This is a genomic window from Streptomyces siamensis, assembly GCF_039543605.1.
GTDB classification, from domain to species: domain Bacteria; phylum Actinomycetota; class Actinomycetes; order Streptomycetales; family Streptomycetaceae; genus Streptomyces; species Streptomyces siamensis.
In genome coordinates this window covers 209127-231506 of the sequence record NZ_BAABKB010000030.1, presented here as the reverse complement: position 1 = coordinate 231506, position 22380 = coordinate 209127, and the positions used below count along the sequence as shown (strand labels likewise).

General features: G+C 72.0%; 18 protein-coding genes. 3 read left to right on the top strand and 15 right to left on the bottom strand.

Annotation, left to right across the window (positions count from 1 at the left end; translation table 11 throughout):
* Positions 1-37: 37 nt before the first annotated feature.
* From ABEB03_RS31810 to ABEB03_RS31790, 5 genes are all read right to left on the bottom strand, one after another.
* Positions 38-994 (bottom strand): ABC transporter substrate-binding protein, encoded by a 957-nt coding sequence (locus ABEB03_RS31810; protein WP_345656293.1) that lies wholly within the window; start codon positions 992-994, stop codon positions 38-40.
* Position 995: 1 nt separating this feature from the next.
* Complete coding sequence (locus ABEB03_RS31805) at positions 996-2939, bottom strand: ABC transporter permease (RefSeq protein ID WP_345656292.1); 1944 nt, start codon at positions 2937-2939, stop codon at positions 996-998.
* The gene (locus tag ABEB03_RS31800) at positions 2939-4132 is read right to left on the bottom strand and encodes a quaternary amine ABC transporter ATP-binding protein (RefSeq protein ID WP_345656291.1); all 1194 of its coding nucleotides are present in this window, start codon (positions 4130-4132) and stop codon (positions 2939-2941) included. Before ABEB03_RS31800 ends, ABEB03_RS31805 begins: the two co-directional genes overlap by 1 nt.
* On the bottom strand, positions 4132-5655 hold the full coding sequence (locus ABEB03_RS31795; RefSeq protein ID WP_345656290.1) for a GMC family oxidoreductase: 1524 nt from the start codon (positions 5653-5655) through the stop codon (positions 4132-4134). The genes ABEB03_RS31800 and ABEB03_RS31795 overlap by 1 nt, the downstream gene beginning before the upstream one ends.
* A gap of 76 nt (positions 5656-5731) precedes the next feature.
* Positions 5732-7243 (bottom strand): aldehyde dehydrogenase family protein, encoded by a 1512-nt coding sequence (locus tag ABEB03_RS31790; protein WP_345656289.1) that lies wholly within the window; start codon positions 7241-7243, stop codon positions 5732-5734.
* 296 nt (positions 7244-7539) lie between these two features.
* Here ABEB03_RS31790 and ABEB03_RS31785 point away from each other — a divergent pair, with 296 nt between their 5' ends.
* Positions 7540-8466, top strand: coding sequence for a bifunctional helix-turn-helix transcriptional regulator/GNAT family N-acetyltransferase (locus ABEB03_RS31785; RefSeq protein WP_345656288.1), 927 nt, complete (start codon positions 7540-7542; stop codon positions 8464-8466).
* Here the strand turns inward: ABEB03_RS31785 and ABEB03_RS31780 are convergent.
* The 6 genes from ABEB03_RS31780 to ABEB03_RS31755 all read right to left on the bottom strand — a co-directional run bounded on the left by ABEB03_RS31780 (position 8463) and on the right by ABEB03_RS31755 (position 16457).
* Positions 8463-9455, bottom strand: coding sequence for a hypothetical protein (locus ABEB03_RS31780; protein ID WP_345656287.1), 993 nt, complete (start codon positions 9453-9455; stop codon positions 8463-8465). The genes ABEB03_RS31785 and ABEB03_RS31780 overlap by 4 nt on opposite strands.
* A 33-nt stretch (positions 9456-9488) precedes the next feature.
* Entirely contained in the window at positions 9489-9851 is a 363-nt protein-coding gene (locus ABEB03_RS31775; RefSeq protein ID WP_345656286.1) for a hypothetical protein, read from the bottom strand.
* The gene (locus ABEB03_RS31770) at positions 9851-11527 is read right to left on the bottom strand and encodes a hypothetical protein (protein ID WP_345656285.1); all 1677 of its coding nucleotides are present in this window, start codon (positions 11525-11527) and stop codon (positions 9851-9853) included. Before ABEB03_RS31770 ends, ABEB03_RS31775 begins: the two co-directional genes overlap by 1 nt.
* Positions 11528-11731: 204 nt before the next feature.
* Positions 11732-12721 (bottom strand): malate dehydrogenase, encoded by a 990-nt coding sequence (locus ABEB03_RS31765; RefSeq protein WP_345656284.1) that lies wholly within the window; start codon positions 12719-12721, stop codon positions 11732-11734.
* Positions 12722-13946: 1225 nt separating this feature from the next.
* Entirely contained in the window at positions 13947-15185 is a 1239-nt protein-coding gene (locus ABEB03_RS31760; RefSeq protein ID WP_345656283.1) for a helix-turn-helix domain-containing protein, read from the bottom strand.
* A 672-nt stretch (positions 15186-15857) separates the two neighbouring features.
* The gene (locus ABEB03_RS31755; RefSeq protein WP_345656282.1) at positions 15858-16457 is read right to left on the bottom strand and encodes a helix-turn-helix domain-containing protein; all 600 of its coding nucleotides are present in this window, start codon (positions 16455-16457) and stop codon (positions 15858-15860) included.
* A gap of 377 nt (positions 16458-16834) precedes the next feature.
* Between ABEB03_RS31755 and ABEB03_RS31750 the strand changes: the two genes are divergently transcribed.
* Complete coding sequence (locus ABEB03_RS31750) at positions 16835-17284, top strand: hypothetical protein (protein ID WP_345656281.1); 450 nt, start codon at positions 16835-16837, stop codon at positions 17282-17284.
* A gap of 74 nt (positions 17285-17358) precedes the next feature.
* Here ABEB03_RS31750 and ABEB03_RS31745 read toward each other — a convergent pair whose 3' ends face one another.
* Positions 17359-17880 carry a DUF3017 domain-containing protein gene (locus tag ABEB03_RS31745; RefSeq protein ID WP_425589327.1) on the bottom strand — a complete coding sequence of 174 codons (522 nt, stop codon included), beginning with the start codon at positions 17878-17880 and terminating at the stop codon, positions 17359-17361.
* Positions 17870-18724 (bottom strand): bifunctional methylenetetrahydrofolate dehydrogenase/methenyltetrahydrofolate cyclohydrolase, encoded by an 855-nt coding sequence (locus ABEB03_RS31740; RefSeq protein WP_028805509.1) that lies wholly within the window; start codon positions 18722-18724, stop codon positions 17870-17872. Before ABEB03_RS31740 ends, ABEB03_RS31745 begins: the two co-directional genes overlap by 11 nt.
* A 268-nt stretch (positions 18725-18992) precedes the next feature.
* On the opposite strand from ABEB03_RS31740, the gene ABEB03_RS31735 reads away from it, so the two are divergent.
* Positions 18993-19631: a hypothetical protein gene (locus ABEB03_RS31735; RefSeq protein WP_345656280.1), complete on the top strand. Its 639-nt coding sequence runs from the start codon at positions 18993-18995 to the stop codon at positions 19629-19631.
* A 349-nt stretch (positions 19632-19980) separates the two neighbouring features.
* On the opposite strand, the gene purH is transcribed toward ABEB03_RS31735, so the two are convergent.
* Together purH and purN are read right to left on the bottom strand one after the other, a co-directional pair.
* Positions 19981-21570 (bottom strand): bifunctional phosphoribosylaminoimidazolecarboxamide formyltransferase/IMP cyclohydrolase, encoded by a 1590-nt coding sequence (gene purH, locus ABEB03_RS31730; protein ID WP_345656279.1) that lies wholly within the window; start codon positions 21568-21570, stop codon positions 19981-19983.
* Positions 21567-22235 carry a phosphoribosylglycinamide formyltransferase gene (gene purN, locus ABEB03_RS31725; RefSeq protein ID WP_095936308.1) on the bottom strand — a complete coding sequence of 223 codons (669 nt, stop codon included), beginning with the start codon at positions 22233-22235 and terminating at the stop codon, positions 21567-21569. Before purN ends, purH begins: the two co-directional genes overlap by 4 nt.
* Positions 22236-22380: the final 145 nt, after the last annotated feature.

Below are 22380 nucleotides of genomic sequence, written 5' to 3'. Positions count from 1 at the left end.
GAGTGACTCCGGCGGTGGCCCGCGGAAGCAGGCAGGGTCAGGGCAGCCACGCCCGCCACGTCGACTCGTGGCTGCCCACCCACTTCTTCGCCGCCTCCTCGGGCGTCAGCTTGTCGTTGGCGATCATCAGGGAGACCTCGTTCTGGTCCTCGGTCGTCCACTTGAACTTCTTCAGGAAGTCCGCCGCCTTGCCGCCGCTCTTCGCGAAGTCCGTGTTGAGGTACTTCTGGAGCGGGGTGTGCGGGTAGGCGCAGGCGACCTTCGCGGCGTCGGCGTCGCAGCCCTCCTTGTAGGCGGGGAGCTTCACCTCCGTCATCGGGACCTTCTCGAAGAGCCACTGCGGGGAGTACCAGTAGGTGAGGAAGGGCTTCTTCTCCTTGGCGAACTGCTTGATCTGGGTGATCTGCGCCGCCTCGGAACCCGCGAACACCACCTGGTAGTTCAGCTTCAGGTTGTTCACCAGCGCCTTGTCGTTGGTGACGTAGGACGGGGAGCCGTCCAGGAGCTGGCCCTTGCCGCCGCTCTCGGCCGTACGCAACTGGTCGGCGTACTTGTCGAGGTTCTTCCAGTCGGTCACGTCCGGGTGCTGCTCGGCGAAGTACGTCGGGACGTACCAGCCGATGTGCCCGGTCACCCCGAGCTGCCCGCCCTTCGTGATCGTCTTCTTGTCGTCGACGTACCGCTTCTCCTGGTCGGGGTGGCCCCAGTCCTCCAGGATCGCGTCGACGCGGCCTTGGCTGAGCGCGTCCCAGGCGGGCACCTCGTCGACCTGGACGGTGTCGACGCGGTAGCCCATCTCGTGCTCCAGCAGGTACTGGGCGACGGCCACGTTGGCCTGCGCGCCCACCCAGGACTGCACGGACAGGGTGACCGTCCTCGCGCCCCGGGCGTTCGCGAACGGCGAGGCCTGCTTCGTCATGTCGGCGGCGCCGCAGCCGGTCAGCAGCAGGAGCGCCGATCCGCCCGCCACCACGGCGGTGGTACGAAGTCGCATGTCACGCTCCCTTCTTCGCGCGGCGTTCGGTGGGCTGGGTCACCCGGTCGAGCATTAGGCCGAGGCAGACGATCGCGGCGCCGGCGACCAGACCGGTCGCCAGGTCGCCCTGCGCCAGGCCGAAGACGACGTCGTAGCCGAGCGCTCCGCCGCCGACGAGACCACCGATGATGACCACGGCGAGGACGAGCACGACGCCCTGGTTGACGGCGAGCAGCAGGGCCGGCCGGGCCAGCGGCAGCTGGACCTGGCGCAGCTGCTGCCCGCTGGTCGCACCCATCGAGCGGGCCGACTCCAGCGCGGCGGGGTCCACCGCGCGCAGCCCCTGGGTGGTGATGCGGACTACGGCGGGCAGGGCGTAGACGACGGCCGCGGCGACGGCGGGCGCGCGGCCCACGCCGAACAGCGCCACCACCGGGATCAGGTAGACGAACTGCGGCATGGTCTGGAAGACGTCCAGCACGGGCCGCAGCAGCCGCTCGACGCGCTCGCTGCGCGCCGCCGCGATACCGGTGGCGAAGCCCAGCACCAGGGTCACCGCGACCGCCGCGAGAACCTGTGACAGCGTGTCCAGGGACGGCTTCCACACGCCCAACACACCGATCGCGGCCATGGCGAGGACGGCGGTGAGCGCGGTGCGCCAGGTGCCGATCAGCCAGGCCAGAGCGGCGACGATCAGCAGGACCGACCACCAGGGCAGCCACAGCAGGCCGTCCCGGAGCGGGTCGAGGACCCAGGTCGTGAAGTGGCCCGCCCAGTCGGCGGTGCCCCCGATGACGGGGACGCCGGAGTAGAGGTGGTTCGTCATCCAGTCGACGACCCGGTTCACGGGCTCGGCGATGCCCACCACCCACGATCCGGGCCAGTCGAGACGGCCGGCGAGGCGTCCGACGACCGCGACGGCCACGGCGGCGGCCACGGCGTACGCCCACGGCGCGAGGGCACGTTCCGACTCGCCGAGCCGCTCCCCCGCGGCGGCGGTGACCCGGTCCAGGACGACGGCGAGCAGCACGATGGGGATGCCGGCGGCGAGCGCGGCGCCCACGTCGACCGAGGCGAGGGCCTGGTAGACGCGGTCGCCGAGGCCGCCCGCACCGATCACGGACGCGATGACGGCCATGGACAGCGCCATCATGATCGTCTGGTTGAGGCCGAGCAGGAGTTCCTTGCGGGCCAGCGGGAGGCGGGCCGTGGTCAGCCGCTGACGGGCGGTGGCGCCCAGCGAGGCGACGGCCTCCATCACGCCGGTGTCCGCGTCGCGCAGGCCGAGCGCGGTGAGGCGGGCCATGGGCGGGGCGGCGTAGACGACGGTGGCGAGCACGGCCGCGGGGACGCCGATGCCGAAGACCAGCACGACGGGGAGCAGGTAGGCGAAGGCGGGCAGGACCTGCATGGTGTCCAGGACGGGCCGCAGCGCGCGGTACGTGCGGTCGGACAGGCCCGCGGCCAGGCCGAGCAGTGCGCCCAGGACGACGGATGCGAGGACGGCGACCACCATGAGCGCGAGGGTCTGCATGGTGGGCACCCACATGCCGAGCACGCCGCAGGCGAGGAACGCCGCGGCCGTGCCGAGCGCCAGCCGTACGCCGGCGGTCCGCCAGGCGACGAGTGCCGCCACGGCCGTCACGCCGGCCCAGCCGGCGGCGAGCAGCACCAGGTAGACGGCGCGCACGGCCAGGACGACGGCATTGCTGACGTACCCGAAGAAGTACAGGAACAGCGGGTGGCTGTCGCGGTTGTCGATGATCCAGTCGCTGGTCCGGCCGAGCGGCCCGCCGAGGTCGACGGTGAGGGCGTGCGGCCAGCTGCCGCTGGCCCAGCGGGAGTCGAGGACGGGTACGACGACGGCCGCGGCGACGGCGAGCAGCAGGAGCTTGCCCACGGCCCGGTGTCTGAGCAGTCCGCCGATCCGGGAGGGGGCGAGCGGCGCGGTGACGGTGGCCATCAGACCACCTCCTTGTCCTGCTCCGTTCCGGCGGCGGCGCCGAGGTCGGACCCGCTCCCGGCCGCGCTGTCCCTGCCGGAACGTGACTCGACGGCGTCGGCGCGACCGGACTCGGCCTGTGCCGCGTCACCCGCACCGGACTGCGTCCCGGCGACGACGCCGAGCAGACGCTCGTGGTCGACGACGCCGAGACAGCGGCCGCCGTCCATGACACGGGCGGGGGCGCCGGTCCGGGCCACCGCCTCGATCGCCTGGGACACGGTCGCGTCGGGTGTCAGGGCCGGACCGCTGCCCGCCTCGTGCGCGGACGCCGCCCGCATCGCGGTACGGACGGTCACGACCTGCTCGCGCGGGACGTCGCGGACGAACTCCCGTACGTAGTCGTCGGCGGGCGAGCCGACGATCTCCTCGGGAGTGCCGAGCTGGACGATCCTGCCGTCGCGCATCAGGGCGATCCGGTCGCCCAGGCGCAGGGCCTCGTTCAGGTCGTGGGTGATGAAGACCATCGTGCGGCCCTCCTCGCGGTGCAGCCGGACGACCTCCTCCTGCATGTCGCGCCGGATCAGCGGGTCGAGCGCGCTGAACGGCTCGTCGAACAGCAGGACCTCCGGGTCCACCGCGAGGGCGCGGGCCAGGCCGACGCGCTGCTGCTGACCGCCGGAGAGCTGGCCCGGCCTGCGCTGCTCCAGGCCCTCCAGGCCGACCTTGGTGACGATCTCCGCGGCCCTGGCGCGGCGCTCCTCCTTGCCGACGCCCTGGATCTCCAGGCCGTAGGCGACGTTGTCGAGGACCGTGCGGTGCGGCAGCAGGCCGAAGTGCTGGAAGACCATCGCGGCACGGTGGCGGCGGAGTTCGCGCAGCCGGGTCCGGTCCATGGCGAGGACGTCCTCACCGTCGATGGCGAGGCGGCCGGACGTCGGTTCGATGAGCCGCGTCAGACACCGGACCAGGGTGGACTTGCCGGAGCCGGACAGCCCCATGACGACGAAGACCTCGCCCTTGCGCACGTCGAAGCCGACGTCGCGGACGGCGGCCGTGCAGCCGGTGCGCGAGCGCAGCTCGGCGGGGGCGAGCGCGGCGAGTTCGGGGTCCGCGGGGACGCGTTCGGCCTTCGGGCCGAACACCTTCCACAGGTTGTGCACGGAGAAGACGGGCTCGACGGCCTTGTTCTCCTGGAGGGTTGCCGTACTCATCACGCACCACCACCGATCAGATCGACGCACTTCTCCCCGACCATGAGCACCCCGATCATCGGGTTCACGGCGGGCATGGTCGGGAAGACGGACGCGTCGGCGATCCGGATCCCGTCGAGGCCGCGGATACGCAGCTCGGGGTCCACGACGGCGAGTTCGTCGGCCGGGTCACCCATGCGGCAGGTGCCCGCGGGGTGGTAGACGGTGTGCGCGACCTGGCGGGCGTAGGCGCTGAGCTCCTCGTCGTCCGTGATGCCGGGGCCGGGGCACACCTCCCGCTTGAGCCAGCCGGCCAGCGGCTCGGACCTGGCGATCTCGCGGGCGATCTTGATGCCGTCGACGAGGGTGCGCCCGTCGTAGTCGTCCTCGTCCGTGAAGTAGCGGAAGTCCAGGGCGGGCTTGACGGACGGGTCGGCGCTGGTGAGGTACAGCCGGCCGCGGCTGCGCGGCTTGGGGATGTTCGGGGTCATCGAGACGCCGTGGGCGGGGCGTTCGTAGCCCAGTCGCTCCGGGTTGTCCGTGAAGGGGACCTGGTAGAAGTGGAACATCAGGTCGGGTCCCTGGTGCTCCGGGTCCCGGCGGACGAACAGGCCCGCGTCGGAGTCCATCGCGGAGTTCTCGGGGATCGGGCCGTCGGTCTCCCACACGATGACGGACTCGGGGTGGTCGAGCAGGTTCTCGCCGACCCCGGGCAGGTCGTGGGCGACGGGTATGCCGAGCCGCTCCAGGTCCTCCTTCGGCCCGATTCCGGAGTGCATCAGCAGCCGCGGCGAGTCCACGGCGCCCGCGCACAGCACGACCTCGTTCCGCGCGCTCACGAGGATCTCCTCGCCGTCCTTGGTGCGCACGTGCACGCCCCTCGCGCGGGTCCCGTCCAGCTCCAGCCGGTACGCCCAGGTCTCCAGCAGGATCGTCAGATTGGGCCGCTCGTCCATGACGGGGTGCAGGTACGCCACGGACGCGCTGGACCGCTTGTTGTTCTCGGGGTGGTAGGCGAGGTCGAAGAAGCCGACGCCCTCGGTGAACGGCTTCTTGTTGAAGCCCTCGACGCGCGGCACGCCGAGCGCCGTCTGCGCGGCGTCGACGAAGTCGCGGGCGATGGCGTTCCGGTCCTTCTCGTCGACCGGGACGATGTTGTTGAGCAGGCGCGCGTAGTACGCCTCCATCGGCACCGCGCCCCAGCCCTCGGCGCCCGACGCCTCCCACTCGTCCCAGTCGGACGGCAGCGGCTTGAACGCGATCAGCGTGTTGTGGGACGAGCAGCCGCCGAGCACGCGGGCGCGGCTGTGCCGGATGTGCGAGTTGCCGCGCGGCTGCGGGGTCGTCGGGTAGTCGTAGTCGAGTTCCCCGCCGAGCAGGCCCATCCAGCGGCGCAGGGTGAGGACGTCGTCGCGGTCCACGTCACTGGGGCCGCCTTCGATGACGGCGACGGTGACGTCGGGGTTCTCGGTGAGGCGGGAGGCGATCACGGAGCCCGCCGTGCCGCCGCCGATGACGACGTAGTCGTACGTGTTCTCGTGCATGTGGTCGTGCTCCAAGGTGCGGGTGGTGGGGGTTGCGTCGGGGCCGGACCGCGGCCGGGCCGGGCGGGGACCGGTGTCAGCCCGCGAACCAGCGGACCGGCTTGGGCGCCAGGTTCTGGTACACGTGCTTGGTCTCGCGGTACTCGGCGAGACCGGCCGGGCCGAGTTCGCGCCCCACACCGCTCTTTCCGAAACCGCCCCACTCCGCCTGCGGGAGGTAGGGGTGGAAGTCGTTGATCCAGACGGTGCCGTGCCGCAGCCGTCCGGCGACGCGCCGGGCGCGGCCCGCGTCGGCGGTCCAGACGGCGCCGGCGAGCCCGTACTCGGTGTCGTTGGCGAGGGCGACGGCCTCGTCCTCGGTGCGGAAGGTCTCCACCGTCAGGACGGGTCCGAACACTTCCTCGCGGACGACCTTCATGTCGCGGTGGCACTGGTCGAGGACGGTCGGCTCGTAGAAGTAGCCGGTGGCGGGCCGCACGTCGGACGGCTCGGGCCGCTTGCCGCCGGAGCGCAGCACCGCCCCCTCGGCGAGCGCGGAGGCGACGTACGCCTCCGTCTTCTCGCGCTGCTGCTCGGAGACGAGCGGGCCGCACTCGACGCCGTCCTCGGTGCCGCGGCCGAGCCTGATCCGGGCGGCCCGGCGGGCGAGTTCGGCGACGAACCGCTCGCGGACCGATTCCTCGACGATGAGCCGCGAACCGGCCGAGCAGACCTGGCCGCTGTGGATGAAGGCGGCGTTGAGGGCCTGGTCGACCGCGGTGTCGAAGCTCTCCTCGGTCGCGCAGGCGTCGGCGAAGACGACGTTCGGGTTCTTGCCGCCCAGCTCCAGGGCGACCTTCTTGACGCCCGCCGCGGCGGCCTGGCCGACCTTGGTCCCGCTGACGAGCCCGCCGGTGAAGGAGACGAGGTCGACGCCGGGGTGCTCGGCGAGGCGCGCGCCGACGCTCCGGCCGGGCCCGGTGACGATGTTGGCGACGCCGGCCGGGAGTCCGGCCTCGGCGAGCAGCCGGATCAGGGCGACGGTCGTCAGCGGGGTGATCTCGCTCGGCTTGACGACGAAGGTGTTCCCGGCGGCGAGCGCGGGGGCGATCTTCCAACTGGCCTGGAGCAGCGGGTAGTTCCAGGGGGTGATCATCGTGCACACGCCGACCGGCTCGTGCACGACGACGCTGTGGACCTCGTCGGTCCCGGCGTCCACGACCCGCCCGCCGCCCTCGCCCACGACGAGATCGGCGAAGTAGCGGAAGGCGTCGGCGACGCAGTCGATGTCGACGCGGCCCTCCTCGACGGTCTTGCCCGCGTCACGGCTCTCGAGCAGCCCGAGCTCCTCACGGTCGCGCACCAGGAGGTCGGCGACGCGACGGAGCAGGGCGGCCCGGTCGGCGATGGAGGTGTGGGGCCAGGGGCCGTCGTCGAAGGCGCGGCGGGCCGCCTCGACGGCCGCGTCCGCATCCCGCTCGTCACCCTCCGCGACCACGGCGAACGGCTTGGCATCGGCGGGATCGAGGATCTCGCGGGTGGCGCGGGAGACGGCGTCGCGCCATTCGCCGCCCACGTGGATGGTCTGTTCTGCCTGCTGTCCGGCCATGATCGGTGTTGCCTTCCGTTCCTGTTCCGTGCCCCCGGGTCACACGCATGTCGCCCTTGGGGACCGGGAGCACCTGCCCCCCGACCTCGGATGCATGCACAACCGGTCACCAAAAGTGCCCCGGGTCACTGAAAAATCCCATCAAATAGGACCAGAACGGGGGAAATCTTCTACCGAGAGTGACCGGAAGCCAGGAGCGCGGCCTTGAGCGAGCCCGGCACCCCGGGTACGGGTACCGGACTCCGGAACCACCACACCTGGACGCCGAACTTTCCTTTGACTAAAGTCAAAGGAATATGGAGCCCGTGTCAGCGAACCCGTCAGCGCCCCCGCCGGCCGACCACGTGCGTGCGCTGCGCCGCTTCAACCGCTACTTCACCCGCCGCATCGGTGCGCTCGACGACCACTACCTCGGCCAGGACCGCCCGCTCGGCGAGGCCCGGCTGCTGTTCGAGATCGGCGGCGAGGGCGCCTCGCTGCGCGACCTGAGGAGCCGACTCGGCCTGGACGCCGGGTACTTGAGCCGCATGGTGCGAGCCCTGGAGACACAGGGACTCGTCCGGGTGACGGTCCACCCGCACGACAACCGACTGCGGGTCGCCGAACTCACCGCGGCCGGACGGACCGAGGTGAACGAGCAGAACCGGCTGGCCGACGAGCTGGCGGAAGGACTGCTCGCAGGACTCGGCGGACGGCAGCGCGACGAGCTGACCGCCGCCCTCGGCGCCGTCCAGCGACTCCTGCGGCTCGCCGCGATCACGGTCGTACGCGTCGACGGCGCCTCCCGCGACGCCCGCGACTGTCTCGCCGCCTACGCCACCGACATCGACGCCCGCTTCCCCGAGGGCTTCGACCCCGCCGCCCTCGTCCGGCCCCACGAGGTGTCGGGGGACGCGGGCGCCTTCCTCGTCGCCTACGAGGAGGGACGGCCCGTGGCCTGCGGGGCGCTGCGCCGCCTCGAACCGAGGGTGGGCGAGATCCGGCACGTGTGGGTGCACCCCGACGCCCGCCGCCTCGGCCTCGCGCGGCGCGTCCTGCGCGGCCTCGAGGAGCACGCCGCCGCACTCGGCTGCGCTGTCGTCCGGCTCGACACACACGCGGTGCTCACCGAGGCACAGGCCATGTACCGGGCGTGCGGGTACACCGAGATCCCGCGGTACGACGACAACGTGTACGCGGCCCACTGGTTCGAGAAGCGGTTGTCCTCCGCGGCCAAGCCCTAGGAACCGTTCGCGCAGTCGACGCCGGTGGGGCAGAAGGAGTTCACGGCCGTCGTCAGGTCACCGGTCATGTCGCCGCCCTCGGGGCCGCTCGCGTTGATCGCGTACAACGTGCCGTCGGCGGCCCTGAAACGGTGGTCGACGACGTGCGTGGGTCCGTTGTCCTTGCTGTCGTAGCGGTAGGTGACCTCGATCCAGTCGGATCCCGACTGCCGCCCCAGGAACCGGTAGCCGTTCAGTTTCCCCCAGATCGTCTCGGCCTTGTCCATCGACTCGGCCAGGGAGTTCTCCTTGACCTCGAACAGCATCAGCCTGCGGTCACCACCGGGGGACGTGTACGTGACGACCTGCGCCAGCTTGCCCCGCTCCTCCTTGCGCGCCCACCCGTCCGGCACGTCCACCGTGTAGCCGACCGGGTCCACCGCCCGGCTGTACCCGGGCGCGGGTGCCGCGACAGTGGGCTGCGCCGAGTCGGCGAAGGTGTCGTCGCTGCCGGAGGCCTGCCCGGTCTCCTGCGGGGGCGCCGGCTGCGTGGCCGTGACGGTCACCGCAGGCGACGACGCGCCGGCGTCCGTACGGCCTCCCTTGTCGTCCCTGGTCAGCGCCCACACTCCGCCGCCCACCCCGCCCGCGAGGACGGCCACCGCCACGATCACCACGAGCAGCCGGCGCGAGTCCGCCCCGCCGGAGCGCGGGCGGCCCCCGCCGGGAGCCGGACCGGGCACGGGCGGCTGCGGAAACGGGTACGGCGCCTGCTGAGGCAACTGTGGCGGCTGCTGCGGGAGCTGTGGCGGCGGGGGAGGAACCGCGGGCGGACACCCGTCCGGGCGCAGGGTCCCCGCCTGGGTCGGCGCGGACGCCCACCACTGCGCCTGCGCGTCCGGCGGCGCCCCCGCGGCACCGGATCCGCCCGCGGCGCCGCTCCCGTCGCGCACGCCGGTGCCGTCGTCGTCGATCCACCGCTGACGGTCCGCGTCCCACCGCTGTGTCATCTCGTCACCCCCGTTCTTCCCGGACCGCTGCCACTAGCCCGCGAGCTGTGCGATCACCTGCACGACGGCGGCCGTCGAGGCCAGCCCCGCGACCGCCGCCGCGGCGGTCTCCAGCCGCATGCGCAGCCGTCCGAGCCGCGCCGGGTCCGCCCGGCCCGTCCGCTCGATCTCCCCCTGCACCACGGCGAGTTCGCCGTCGAGCCCGGCCGTGTCGTCCGTCGCGGTGAGCAGTCGCAGATGGTCCCGCAGGGTGTGCACCGCCTCCAGGAGCTCCGCCGTGGTCCCGTCGGCGGCGCTCGCGTGCGGCGCCTCGTGGTACTCGGCCCTGCCGTGGTCACCGAAGTTCACCGCGCTGCGGGTGATCCGCCCGACCCGTCCGTCCGTACCGTCGCTCATCACTGGTCCCCCTCCGTGTACGACGCTCCGCCACTGCCCATGGCGACCGCGCTCTTGCTGATCCGGCCCACCACGTTGCCGCCGCTCATCTGCCCGATGAACTGGCCGCCCGCGGCGACGTTGACGATGTTCTGCTCGAAGCGTCCCGTCTCGCAGCCGCTGCGCCGCAGCGCCTCACGGACCCCGCTCGCGATGCGGTCCTGGACGGTCTTGATGTAGCGGCTGACGTCCATCTCCTGGAAGAGGGACAGCCGATCGGTGCTGCCCATCTCCCGCACGGACACCAACGGCGCGTCCGGCGGGGCCTGTTCGGGCCGGGACAGCCAGATACGCAGGCACTGGACGAGCGTGGACAGCCCGGACAGTCCGGCCACCACGCCCGTCGCGGGGGCGGACAGCAGGGTCCGCACCACCTCACGGCGCGTTCCGCCGTCCCGGGCGGCGGCGATGGCGTCCACCCGCCGGTACTCCTCGTCGACCGGCCCGAGGACGTGCGGCACGACCTCCAGGACGAGCATGCCGCCCTGGGTGTGCACGCGGACCAGGACCGACACCACGACCTGCTCGTCCCACGCGCCGATCCGGATGCGCAGGAAGTGGCGGCGGGCCTCGCCGCCCTCGTCCACCGCTCCCTCGAGGTGCGCCCGGGCGGACGACGGCTCGTACACGCCCTCGTACCGGCCCACCCCCGACGGCAGATAGACGAACTCCTCCACCTCCAGGTCCTTGAGCCGGTCCCGGCTGGTCCGCGCGGCGGAATCACGCAGCGCCTCCAGCTTCGGCACGACCAGGTCGAGGATCTGCCGGTTCGTCAGCCGCACCGCGGTCCGCTGCCCGTTCGCCGAGCCGTCGACGCGCTGATCCGGCAGAAGTCCGTCCAGACTGTCCCCCGGCTTGCGGGCGGGGGTGATCTCCATGGCGAACGACCAGGGCTCGTACGGCTTTCCGGCCCCGACGAAGGGCCGGTACGCGTCGTAGAGCGCGACGCCGGCGTGCTGCTCCCAGGTGACGGCACGCGCGATGCGCGTCTCGCGCTCGCTCCCCCTGGGCAGCGGGACCGAGGTGCGGGCGAAGGCGTCACGGGCGAGTTCGACGCCCATGACCTCGGCCACGCGGGCACGGTGCACGCCGACCACGAAGGCCATCAGGAGCGGGAAGAGCAGCGCGAAGGGGTCGTCGGGAAGGCTGGCGAGCGCGTAGGTCCAGTAGCCGAGTTCCAGGAACCGTGCCACGAAGGTCAGTCCCCAGGCGGTGGCCCGCCGCGGCAGGTGGAGGCGTGCGGTCTCGTCCCGGCTCACGGCGTACATCGTCGTGCCCCAGCCGGAGGCGGCCCGCGCGAGCCAGAGGAGCACGCAGACCGACGCGTAGTACAGCACCGCGACGGAGCCGGACAGCATCGCGATGCCCCCGGGATCCGCCACCGACGTCTCCACGGCGAGGAACGAGGCCCAGATCACGAGCAGCACGACCCCCGTCGACGCCTCCCGGCGGCGCGCCCGTAACGCGTGGGCGAGCACGGCGACGACGTCCACACCGAGGGACGGCGCCGCGGGGCGCTCCTCGTGCCCGACGAGTTCGTCGATCACCCTGGCCCGGAAGGCCGAATCCAGATGGGCCCCGGCGCACAGCAGCCGAGTGGCCTCGCTGTGCGCGTACCGTCGCCCGGATCCCGTCACTGGGACCACCCCCGCCGTGTTTCCCCCGGCCGCCCCCCGGTTCCCTGGGCGGCTCGCACGTCACGACGATAGTGAGGTCTGCCCCTGCTGCACCCTTCTTTATGGCGACAAAGCACGCATGTTCGATACGTACTTTCCCTACGCACGCGTCGGCCCCCGCCCGGAATCGCTTCCCGGGCGGGGGCCGACGCAGGTGCGGGTGGCTCAGATGAGGCCGAGGGCGCGAACGGCCTCGCGCTCCTCCTCCAGCTCCTTCACCGACGCGTCGATACGGGCGCGGGAGAACTCGTTGACGTCCAGGCCCTGGACGATCTCGTACTGGCCGTCCTTGGTGGTGACGGGGAAGGAGGAGATGAGACCCTCCGGCACGCCGTAGGAACCGTCCGACGGGATACCCATGGAGGTCCAGTCGCCGTCCGCGGTGCCGTTGACCCACGTGTACACGTGGTCGATGGCGGCGTTGGCGGCCGAGGCGGCGGAGGACGCGCCACGGGCCTCGATGATCGCGGCACCGCGCTTGGCGACGGTCGGGATGAAGTCCTCGGCCAGCCACTTCTCGTCGCCCACGACCTCGGCGGCGTTCTTGCCGGCGACCGTGGCGTGGAAGATGTCGGGGTACTGGGTGGCGGAGTGGTTGCCCCAGATGGTCAGACGCTTGATGTCGGCGACCGTGCTGCCCGTCTTCTTCGCGAGCTGGGTCAGCGCGCGGTTGTGGTCGAGGCGGGTCATGGCCGTGAAGCGCTCGGCCGGTACGTCCGGGGCGGCGGCCTGCGCGATGAGCGCGTTGGTGTTCGCCGGGTTGCCGACGACCAGGATCTTGACGTCGTCCGCGGCGTGGTCGTTGATGGCCTTGCCCTGCGGCTTGAAGATGCCGCCGTTGGCCTCCAGGAGGTCACCGCGCTCCATGCCCTTGGTACGCGGGCGGGCGCCGACGAGCAGACCGACGTTGGTGCCGTCGAAGGCGACGTTCGGGTCGTCCGTGATGTCGATGCCCTGAAGGAGCGGGAAGGCGCAGTCGTCGAGCTCCATGGCGGTGCCCTCGGCGGCCTTCAGCGCCGGCGTGATCTCCAGGAGGCGCAGCTTGACCGGCACGTCCGCGCCGAGCAGCTGGCCGGAGGCGATGCGGAAGAGCAGGGCGTAACCGATCTGGCCGGCCGCGCCGGTGACGGTGACGTTCACGGGAGTGCGGGTCATGGCGTTCTCCGTATGACAGCTGGCGGTGGGGCGTCCCTGCCCCGGGTGCAGGATCGTCCCTGGCAACCGCCGCAATGATCGATCAAGGGTTCCGATGATCGATCTCTCGGCGTCAAGAGAGATCCGCCCGTCAGGCTATCGCGCCGCCGGCACCCCGGACGTCCGGGTTCGTGTGGCCCACCCCACAGACCGCCCGAGCGGTGGCGGCCGCCGGTCCGGGAGAGGGGGCGCGGCGGCCGCCACCGGGGTCACCGGGGCGGTGTCCGGGAGGGTTGCCCCTCCCGGACGGCGCCGGATCCCGTGGGGTACGGAACGCCTGCCCCGATCCCTCCGGACCATGCCCCTCGCGTTCCCGCGCCCTCTGCACGCCCCGGCCGCGACCGGCCTCGCCCTCAAGCGCCGGACGGGCCAGGGGGTTGCCCCCGACTCCAAAGGCCTCGCGGACACCCCGGTCAGCGCGTCACCCGGAACTGGCCCGGATCGGCCTGAACGGCCTCGTCCTCAAACGCCGGACGGGCTGAAAGGTGCCGGCCGAGTCGGGGGGTGCTCTCCGCCCTCATTCCGGACGGGCATGGAAGGCCCACCCCATCTTGCAAGCCACCCGGAACTCAGCCCGATCGGCCTGAACGGCCTCGTCCTCAAACGTCGGACGGGCTGAAAGGTGCGCCCTCCGCTCCCAGGCGGGACGGGACAGGAGCCGGCGCCGGACGGCCTGGGAGCTGCCGCCGGACAGGCTGCAGAGAGGACCGGACGGGAGCCGTCCTCGGACGACCGCCCGGAGCCTCGACGACCACCCGGGAGCTGCCGCCGGACGGGCTGGAGAGGGGATCGGACGGGCCGGGAGCCAGCCTCCTACGACCGCTTGGGGCCTCGACGACCGCCCGGGAGCTGCCGCCGGACCGGCTGGAGAGGGCACCAGACGGGCCGAACGGTGACCCCAGCCTCAGCGGCGGGCGGGAACCCGCGATGAACGCACCCGCAGCCGCTATCTCACGGAAGGGGCCGTGCCGGTGAATCAAATGCCCGTTGCGGACGGCGCCACGCACCCACCGAGGTCCTACCAGTACCGCCCCGCACGAGGGCTGCAACGGGCGGATCACCGGCACGGACCCGACCCACCACCGGAGCGGCGGCGCAACGCCCACCAGACCGACCGCGCAACGCCCACCAGACCGACCGCGCAACGCCCACCGGACAGACAGCGCAACGCCCACGGCAGCAACCGCTACTTCGTGCAGCCCTTCTGCCCGGACTTCAGCGTCGCGCACGCCTTCGCGTCGCCGGCGTCCTTCACCGCCACCATCGGCGTGTAGGCGTCCGTGTCCGCCTGGACCGACCCGGTCTGCTTCGCCGCGCCGCCCGAGGACACGTCCACCTGGTCACCGGCCGCGGCCTGAGTGATGCGGGCCCAGGCAGCACCGCAGGTCTTGCTGTAGCGCACCTCGACCAGCGCCGTACCGACCGTCGCGCTGGACGTCGTCCGGGCCAGTTCACCGCCGCAGCCCATGTTCTCCGGGTCCTTGCCGGTGCACTCGGCGCCACTGCACTTGACCCCGGCCGGCAGATCGGGATTGGCGGCCGCGGAGGTCGCGGGCGGCTTCGGCGTACCGCCCGCCTCCTTCTTGTCGTCCCCACTGGTGAGGAACACGGCCACAGCGACCACCACGAGCGCCCCCACGACCCCCGCGAGGAACATCGTCAGCCGCCGCTTGCGCCGCGCCCCGTCCGCCGCCGCACGGCGCGCTCCCCCGGGCCGTGCGTCCTGAGGCCCGCCCGGCCCCCCGCCCGGCCCCGCCGGTCCACCGGGGCGGGCCGGTCCGGCCGACGCCGAGGGGCCGTACCGCCCCACCGGATCCGACGGCGAGGGAACGACTCCCCAACTGCCGCCCCGCGCACCACTCCCGTACGAGGACGACTCACCCGCGTCCGGCCCGGTCGGCTGCACCGGCACGGAGGACACAGAAGACCCCGACGACCCGGACGACCCGGACGACCCGGACGACGGCACCGTGGGCGACACCCCCGCAGGCCCGGCAACCCCGGGCGTCACGGTCGCACTGCCGCCCTTGCGCGTGGCCTGCCGCCCGTTCCCCCCCTTGCCCGGAGGCGACCCCGGCCCCGGCCCGAACTCACCGAGCGCGGCACGCGCCTGGGAGATCCGGATCGCCTCCATGGTCATGTCGTGACGCATCTCCGAGCGGCTCCACGCACGCTCGGCCAGCTCCCACATGGTCGTCAGATGGACGGGATTCGTCCCGGTCACCTCGGCGAGCGCGACGATCGCACCCTTGGGCGCGAGAAGCCGTCCGTTGAGGTATCGCTCCCAGGACGTCTTGCTGTAGCCCGTACGGTCGGCCACAGCGGCGACGCTCAGACCGCTCCGGTCCACGAGCCGGCGCAGCTGACTGGCGAACTCCTTGACCTGCGGATCGAGTTCATCCGGCAAGGCCCTCCAACGAGGCATTGCTTCCCCCCTCTTTCCCCCCGTACATGCACGACTGTTCCCCCTGCGCACGGCGCCTGAGCCGAGTCCCCGTTCTGGCTACCCACAGGGATGCGCCCGGTCAGGATCTCAGTTCCCGGGATGGGGGCGCACGGGAGCATCGAACCGGGGCATGCACCGTTGCACGCCCGCCGGACCGCGGTCCAGTGTCCCACCGGCATCTTGTACGACCGGCCGAACCCCCTGCTCCCACCAGGACGCCCCAACCGCCCGGATTGCCCACGTTATCCCGGCTGTTGCCGTGGATCGGTGCACATCCTCCAACTTGTCAAGACATCGACACAACGGGAACACAAGAGCGACCTCAGGGGCCACGGAAGCACTCGGCTCCCCCGTCAGCGACGGCAGCACCGCGGACGGCGGGACGGAGCAGGAGCGGCGAGCCGGAGCGAGAACCGGACGACACCCGCCGCCGGGCCGCGGTTCCAGGGGCTCAACGCGGACTCCGTACCGGAATGGTCACTTCCGTGCCACAGCGAACTGCCAGGTGTTGAAGAGCCCGTCGGCGGTGCACAAGGGTTGACCCAGGGCGGAACACCCGCCCGGCCGCGGCCCGTCCTTACTCGGGGGAGAGGACGGGCCGCTCTCGTACCCACCCCGGCCCCAGGCGCTGTCGTACGCACCCCGCCGCACTCAGCCCCGGGGCGTGACCAGCCCGGTCTCATAGGCGACGACGACCGCCTGCGCCCTGCTGTCCAGGCCGAGCTTGGTCATCGTGCGGTTGAGATGGGTCTTGACGGTCGCCTCGCTGATGTAGAGGCGGTCGGCGATCTCCAGGTTGGACAGACCGCCCGCGACGAGCTTCAGGACCTCCAGCTCGCGCGAGGTCAACGCGGCCAGGTCCGGCGGCGGCGCGGCGTCCGGGGCGGCCCCCGCCTGCCGGGCGAACGCCTCGATGACGAGCAGCCCGGCGCAGAGGGCGGTGGTACGGGCCTGCCGCACCGACGCCACGGTGTAGAGGGCGAGCATCGGGCCGAAGGTGCACACGACGGGCCAGTAGCCCAAGGTGACGTAGCCGAAGGTCACCGCCTCGACCGTGCCGAAGACGACGAGCGGCGCCCGGCCACGGAAGGCGACGGGCAGATGCGCGAGGACGACCAGCGCGTAGGCCGGCCCGTCGAGTGCCGGCCAGCCCTGCTTCGCCGACTCCTGCCCGAGCAGCACGGCCACGCAGACCATGGCGAGCGCGATCAGCGTGTCGACGGCGAACGGGCGGGGCGGCCGGAAGCGCATCGGCGCAGCGTAGCGCCGCTTCCCCGGCCCCGGCGTCAACCTTTCGCGGTACCGCGGAAGTTGCAGGAACCGCGGGCCTACCGCGTTTGGTGGTGCGGGAGTTCAAACCGTCGCGGGACGCGGACGCCACGGGAAGGCCCGTACGTTCGGTGACCACGACAGGGGCCCGACCACCGGCCCCGCACCACACGGGACCGGCCCGACCACCGGCCCCGCACCACACGGGACCGGCCCGACCACCGGCCCCGCACCACACAACGCGGGACCGACCACCGGCCCCGCACCACACGGGACCGGCTCGACCACCGGCCCCGCACCACACAACGCGGGACCGGCCCGACCACCGGCCCCGTATCCGAGAAGGGGAATCGGAACCCATGAGCACTTCCGCGAGCACGCCCGCAACATCTGCAACGTCCGCAAGCAAGTCCAGGAGCACCTCCCCGGCCGCCCGCACAAGCACCCGCGGACGCCTCGCCGTCGGCCTGGCCACGGTGGCCCTGCTGGGCGGCGGCCTCGCCCTCGCCCCGGCGGCGACGGCCGCGCCCAAGGCGCCGATGGCCGACTCCTGCACCCAGAACTGGTCCGTCTCCAGCGCCCAGGGCTACGCCAACGGCAAGTGGTGCAACCTCAACACGAAGGTCACCGGGACGGTCCACGACACCAAGTCCGACGGCCGGTGCCCGTTCGTGCGCGGCCTGCTGAACGGCGGCGGCCACGTCGACAGCGACTGGGCGGGCCCAAAGGGGGACTCCTCGCCGGTCAGGCTCTACGCCCCCGGCGGCAAGTCGTTCTACAAGGTGCAGATGATGTACATCAACTGCTGACGACCGCCCCGAAAGCACGGTGGCCCGCACCCTCCGGGGGAGGCGCGGGCCACCGTCGTACGCGGACCCCGGACTCAGCGCACCGTGAAGTGCAGCGTGTCGTCCAGGAACGGGATCACCAGCCACGGGCTCGGCTGCGCCATCATCGCGAGCAGCACGATCGCGACACCCAGCACGCCGTACGTGACCATGTCGGTGAAGCGGGAGCGGACCGCGAGCATGCCCACGTCGGGCAGCATCCAGCGCATCACGGCGCCGGCCAGCAGCGCGGCGCCGATCAGGATCGTGCCGAAGCGGAACACGTCGAGCGCGGTCAGCAGCAGTCCGAGACCGACGGCCGACAGCACGGCGAGGATCGGCCACTGCCGGGCGGGCGCGGGGGCGTCCCCGGGCGCGGCCCGTCCGCCGCCCTCGGGGCGCGCGGTGTCCCGGGTGAACAGCGGGAAGCGCCGAGTGGTCCGCCGCGGCCTGCCCTCGGCGTCGGGCGCGCTGATGGCGTCCCGCACGGTCTCCTCGGCGTCCTCGACGGCCGAGTCGGCGCCGGCGCTCCGCGCGCCGCGCGCCTCACTGTCCTCGGAGCCTCGCTCAGCCGACACTGCGCTCCGCCGCCTCCACCACGTTGACGAGCAGCTGGGCGCGGGTCATCGGGCCGACGCCGCCCGGGTTCGGGGAGATCCACGCCGCGACCTCGGCGACGTCCGGGTGCACGTCGCCGACGATCTTGCCTTCGGCGCTGCGCGAGACACCGACGTCGAGGACGGCCGCGCCCGGCTTCACGTCCTCGGCCCTGATGAGGTGCGCGGAGCCCGCCGCGGCGACGATGATGTCGGCGCGCTTGAGGTGCGCGGACAGGTCGCGGGTGCCGGTGTGGCACTGGGTGACCGTGGCGTTCTCGCTGCGCCGGGTCAGCAGCAGCGGCATGGGGCGCCCGATGGTCACGCCGCGGCCGACGACCACGACCTCCGCGCCCTTGATCTCCACGCCGTACCGGCGCAGCAGGGTCAGCACGCCGTTGGGGGTGCAGGGCAGTGGGGCCGGCTCGTTCAGCACGAGACGGCCGAGGTTCATCGGGTGCAGGCCGTCCGCGTCCTTGTCCGGGTCCATCAGCTCCAGGATGCGGTTCTCGTCGATGCCCTTGGGCAGCGGCAACTGGACGATGTAGCCGGTGCAGGCGGGGTCCTCGTTCAGTTCCCGCACCACCGCCTCGATCTCCTCCTGCGTGGCGGTCGCGGGCAGCTCGCGCTGGATGGAGGCGATGCCGACCTGGGCGCAGTCGCGGTGCTTGCCCGCGACGTACTTCTGGCTGCCGGGGTCGTCCCCGACCAGGATCGTCCCGAGGCCGGGCGTGACGCCCTTCTCCTTCAGGGCCGCCACGCGGGCGGTCAGATCGGACTTGATCGCGGCTGCGGTGGCCTTGCCATCGAGAATCTGGGCGGTCATGACTCCATCCTCGCGGATGACCCGGTCATGGTTCCAATCCGGGCACCCGGCGGCCCGCCGACGACGGCCGGGACAATGTCCCGCCATGATCACTGATGTTGCACTTGCACAACACATAGGGAATGTGGCTGGACAAGTAAGAGGGGCTTAAAGAACCATGAGCAGCACAGTGCCGCGGGCAGTACCGGGGGGACGGACCGCTCTGTAGAAAATTCCTCCGACCGTGCCCCGCGTCGTCCCCGCACCAGGCAACGGAGGAACAACCGCCATGAGTTTCGGCGACCCGAACAACCCCTACGGGCAGCCTCCCCAGCAGCCTCCGGCCGCTCCCGGCTACGGCTACCCCCAGGCTCCCGGCGTACCCCCGCAGGGCTACGGATACCCGCAGCAGCCGGCGTACCCCGGCTACCCGGGCACGAACCAGATGCTTCCGCAGACGATGCCGGGCCTGCTGGTCACGGCCCGCGTCTTCCTGTTCATCATCTCCGCGGTGCAGATCCTCGCGGCGCTCGGCTGGTTCTACGTGGCCGCCATCGCCAACGACGTCTCGAACAAGGCGGACAGCTACAGCTCGTCGAACGACGACGTGTTCAGCAGCTTCAGCGACGGCGCCGACATCGCCACCGGCGTCCTCGTGCTCATCGCGCTGATCGCCGCGGGCCTCGCTGCCCTGTCCATCACGCTCGGCGTGAAGTTCGGCCGGGGCGGCCAGGGCGTCCGCATCACCACCGTCATCTACGGCGCGCTCGGCGGGATCGTCGGTCTGATCATGCTCTTCGTCGGTCTCGACTCGGGCATGGCCTCCGCCGTCATCTTCCCGCTGATCTGGGTGGTCTTCGCCGCCATCATCACGGCCGCTCCCGTCGTCTCGAGCGGCACCGCCTGGTTCGCCCGCCCGCGCTACTGAACACCTCGGCGCAGGCGTCGAGTTCGCAGCACTGAACAGTTCACGCCATCCGCTCCAAGGGCCGTGTCTCACCCGCGCAAGGGGGCGACACGGCCCTGGTGCTTCTGCCGACCCTGAATCCCGTGGCCGCGCCGTGCACGACGCGGGCGGAGTTCCCCCGAAGGTCAGTGCCTACGCCGACCGCGTTGCTGACTGCCTCGATGAGTGCAGCCCGCCGGGAAGGAAGTGCCCCTGGGACTTCCGGGGCACCCCGGCGACGGGCACGGCCTCCGGCTCCCGAGGGGGGAGGCCGGAGGCCGTGGTGTCGCCGCCGGGCGCGGCCGTCGCTGCTGCCGCGCCCGGGCGTCCGTCAGTGGAAGAAGTGACGCGTGCCCGTGAAGTACATCGTGATGCCCGCCTTCTTCGCGGCCTCCACGACCAGCTCGTCACGGACCGAACCGCCGGGCTGGACCACGGCCTTGACGCCCGCCTCGGCCAGGATCTCCAGACCGTCGGGGAACGGGAAGAACGCGTCGGAGGCGGCGTACGAGCCGCGGGCGCGCTCGGCGCCGGCCCGCTCCACCGCGAGCTTCGCCGAGTCGACGCGGTTGACCTGGCCCATGCCGACACCGACGGAGGCGCCGTCCTTGGCGAGCAGGATCGCGTTGGACTTCACCGCGCGGCAGGCACGCCAGGCGAAGGCCAGCTCGTCGAGCTCGCCCTGGCCGAGCGCCTCGCCGGTCGCGAGGGTCCAGCTCGCCGGGTTGTCACCGTCGGCCTGGAGGCGGTCGGTGACCTGGAGCAGCGCGCCGCCGTCGATCTGCTTGACCTCGACCGGGTTCGCGGGAGCCCGGTGGGCGCGCAGCACGCGGATGTTCTTCTTCTTGGTGAGGGCTTCGAGGGCGCCGTCCTCGTACTCGGGCGCGACGATGACCTCGGTGAAGATCTCGGCGACCTGCTCGGCCATCTCCTTCGTCACCGGCCGGTTGACGGCGATCACACCGCCGAACGCGGACAGCGGGTCGCAGGCGTGCGCCTTGCGGTGCGCCTCCGCGACGTTCGAGGCGACCGCGATGCCGCACGGGTTGGCGTGCTTGATGATCGCGACGCACGGGTCGGTGTGGTCGTACGCGGCACGGCGCGCGGCGTCCGTGTCCGTGTAGTTGTTGTACGACATCTCCTTGCCGTGCAGCTGCTCGGCCTCGGCGAGGCCGCCCGTGCCGTCGACGTACAGCGCGGCACCCTGGTGCGGGTTCTCGCCGTAGCGGAGGGTGTTCTTGCGCTCGTAGGTCGCGCCCAGGAAGTCGGGGAAGCCGCTCTCGTCGACGGCCGCGTAGTCGTCCGCGAACCAGGAGGCGACGGCGACGTCGTACGCGGCGGTGTGCTGGAAGGCCTCCGCGGCCAGCCGCTTGCGGGTGCGCAGGTCGAAGCCACCGTCCTTGACGGCGGAGAGGACGTCGCCGTACCGGCCCGGGCTGGTCACGACGGCGACCGACGGGTGGTTCTTGGCGGCGGCGCGGACCATCGAGGGGCCGCCGATGTCGATCTGCTCGACGCACTCGTCGGGCGTCGCGCCGGAGGCGACGGTCTCGCGGAACGGGTAGAGGTTGACGACGACGAGGTCGAACGGCTCGACGCCCAGCTCCGCCAGCTGCCGCTGGTGGTCGGGCAGCCGCAGGTCGGCCAGGATGCCCGCGTGGACCTTCGGGTGCAGAGTCTTGACGCGGCCGTCCAGGCACTCGGGGAAGCCGGTCAGCTCCTCGACCTTGGTGACGGGGACGCCGGCCGCGGCGATCTTCGCGGCGGTGGAGCCGGTGGACACCAGCTCGACACCGGCTTCGTGCAGCCCGCGCGCGAGCTCCTCGAGCCCGGTCTTGTCGTAGACGCTGACGAGCGCGCGCCGGATGACCCGCTTGGTGCCCTCGGTGTTCTCGGCCGTGACTGTGCTGTCGGCGGTCACTGGATAACTACCTTTCGTCCCTCAATGCGATAGCCGTTGCGGGCGAGCCGCCCCACGACATCGACGAGCAGCCTGCGCTCGACTTCCTTGATGCGCTCGTGCAGAGCGCTCTCGTCGTCCTCGTCCCGGACCTCCACCACGCCCTGCGCGATGATCGGCCCGGTGTCGACGCCGTCGTCGACGAAGTGGACGGTGCATCCGGTGACCCGCGCGCCGTACGCGAGCGCGTCGCGCACGCCGTGGGCTCCCGGGAAACTGGGCAGCAGGGCGGGATGCGTGTTGACGAACCGCCCCCCGAACCTGGCGAGGAATTCCTTCCCCACGATCTTCATGAACCCGGCGGAGACGACGAGATCGGGCTCGTACGCGGCGGTCGCCCCGGCGAGCGCCGCGTCCCACTCCTCGCGGGTGTCGTAGTCCTTGACCTTGCAGACGAAGGTCGGCAACCCGGCCCGTTCGGCGCGCGCGAGCCCCTCGATGCCCTCCCGGTCGGCGCCCACGGCCACGATCTCGGCGCCGTAGCCCTCGGTGCCCGCGTCCGCGACGGCGTCGAGCAGTGCCTGCAGGTTCGTACCTGATCCGGAGACCAGCACGACGAGGCGCTTGGCCTTGGCCACGGCGGGGCCCTTTCTCGGGGAAGCGTTTGTACGGTCGTACGAATGCATCGCGCTCCCGGATACGGGGAAGTCTACGAAGCGGCCGACCGTCAGCAACGATACCGGCACACCGGACGGCCCCCACGGGACGGGGGCGTGGCCGGAAGGTAGCGTCTGGGGAGGATCCACCCGGGAACGTCCGGCAAGGATCCGT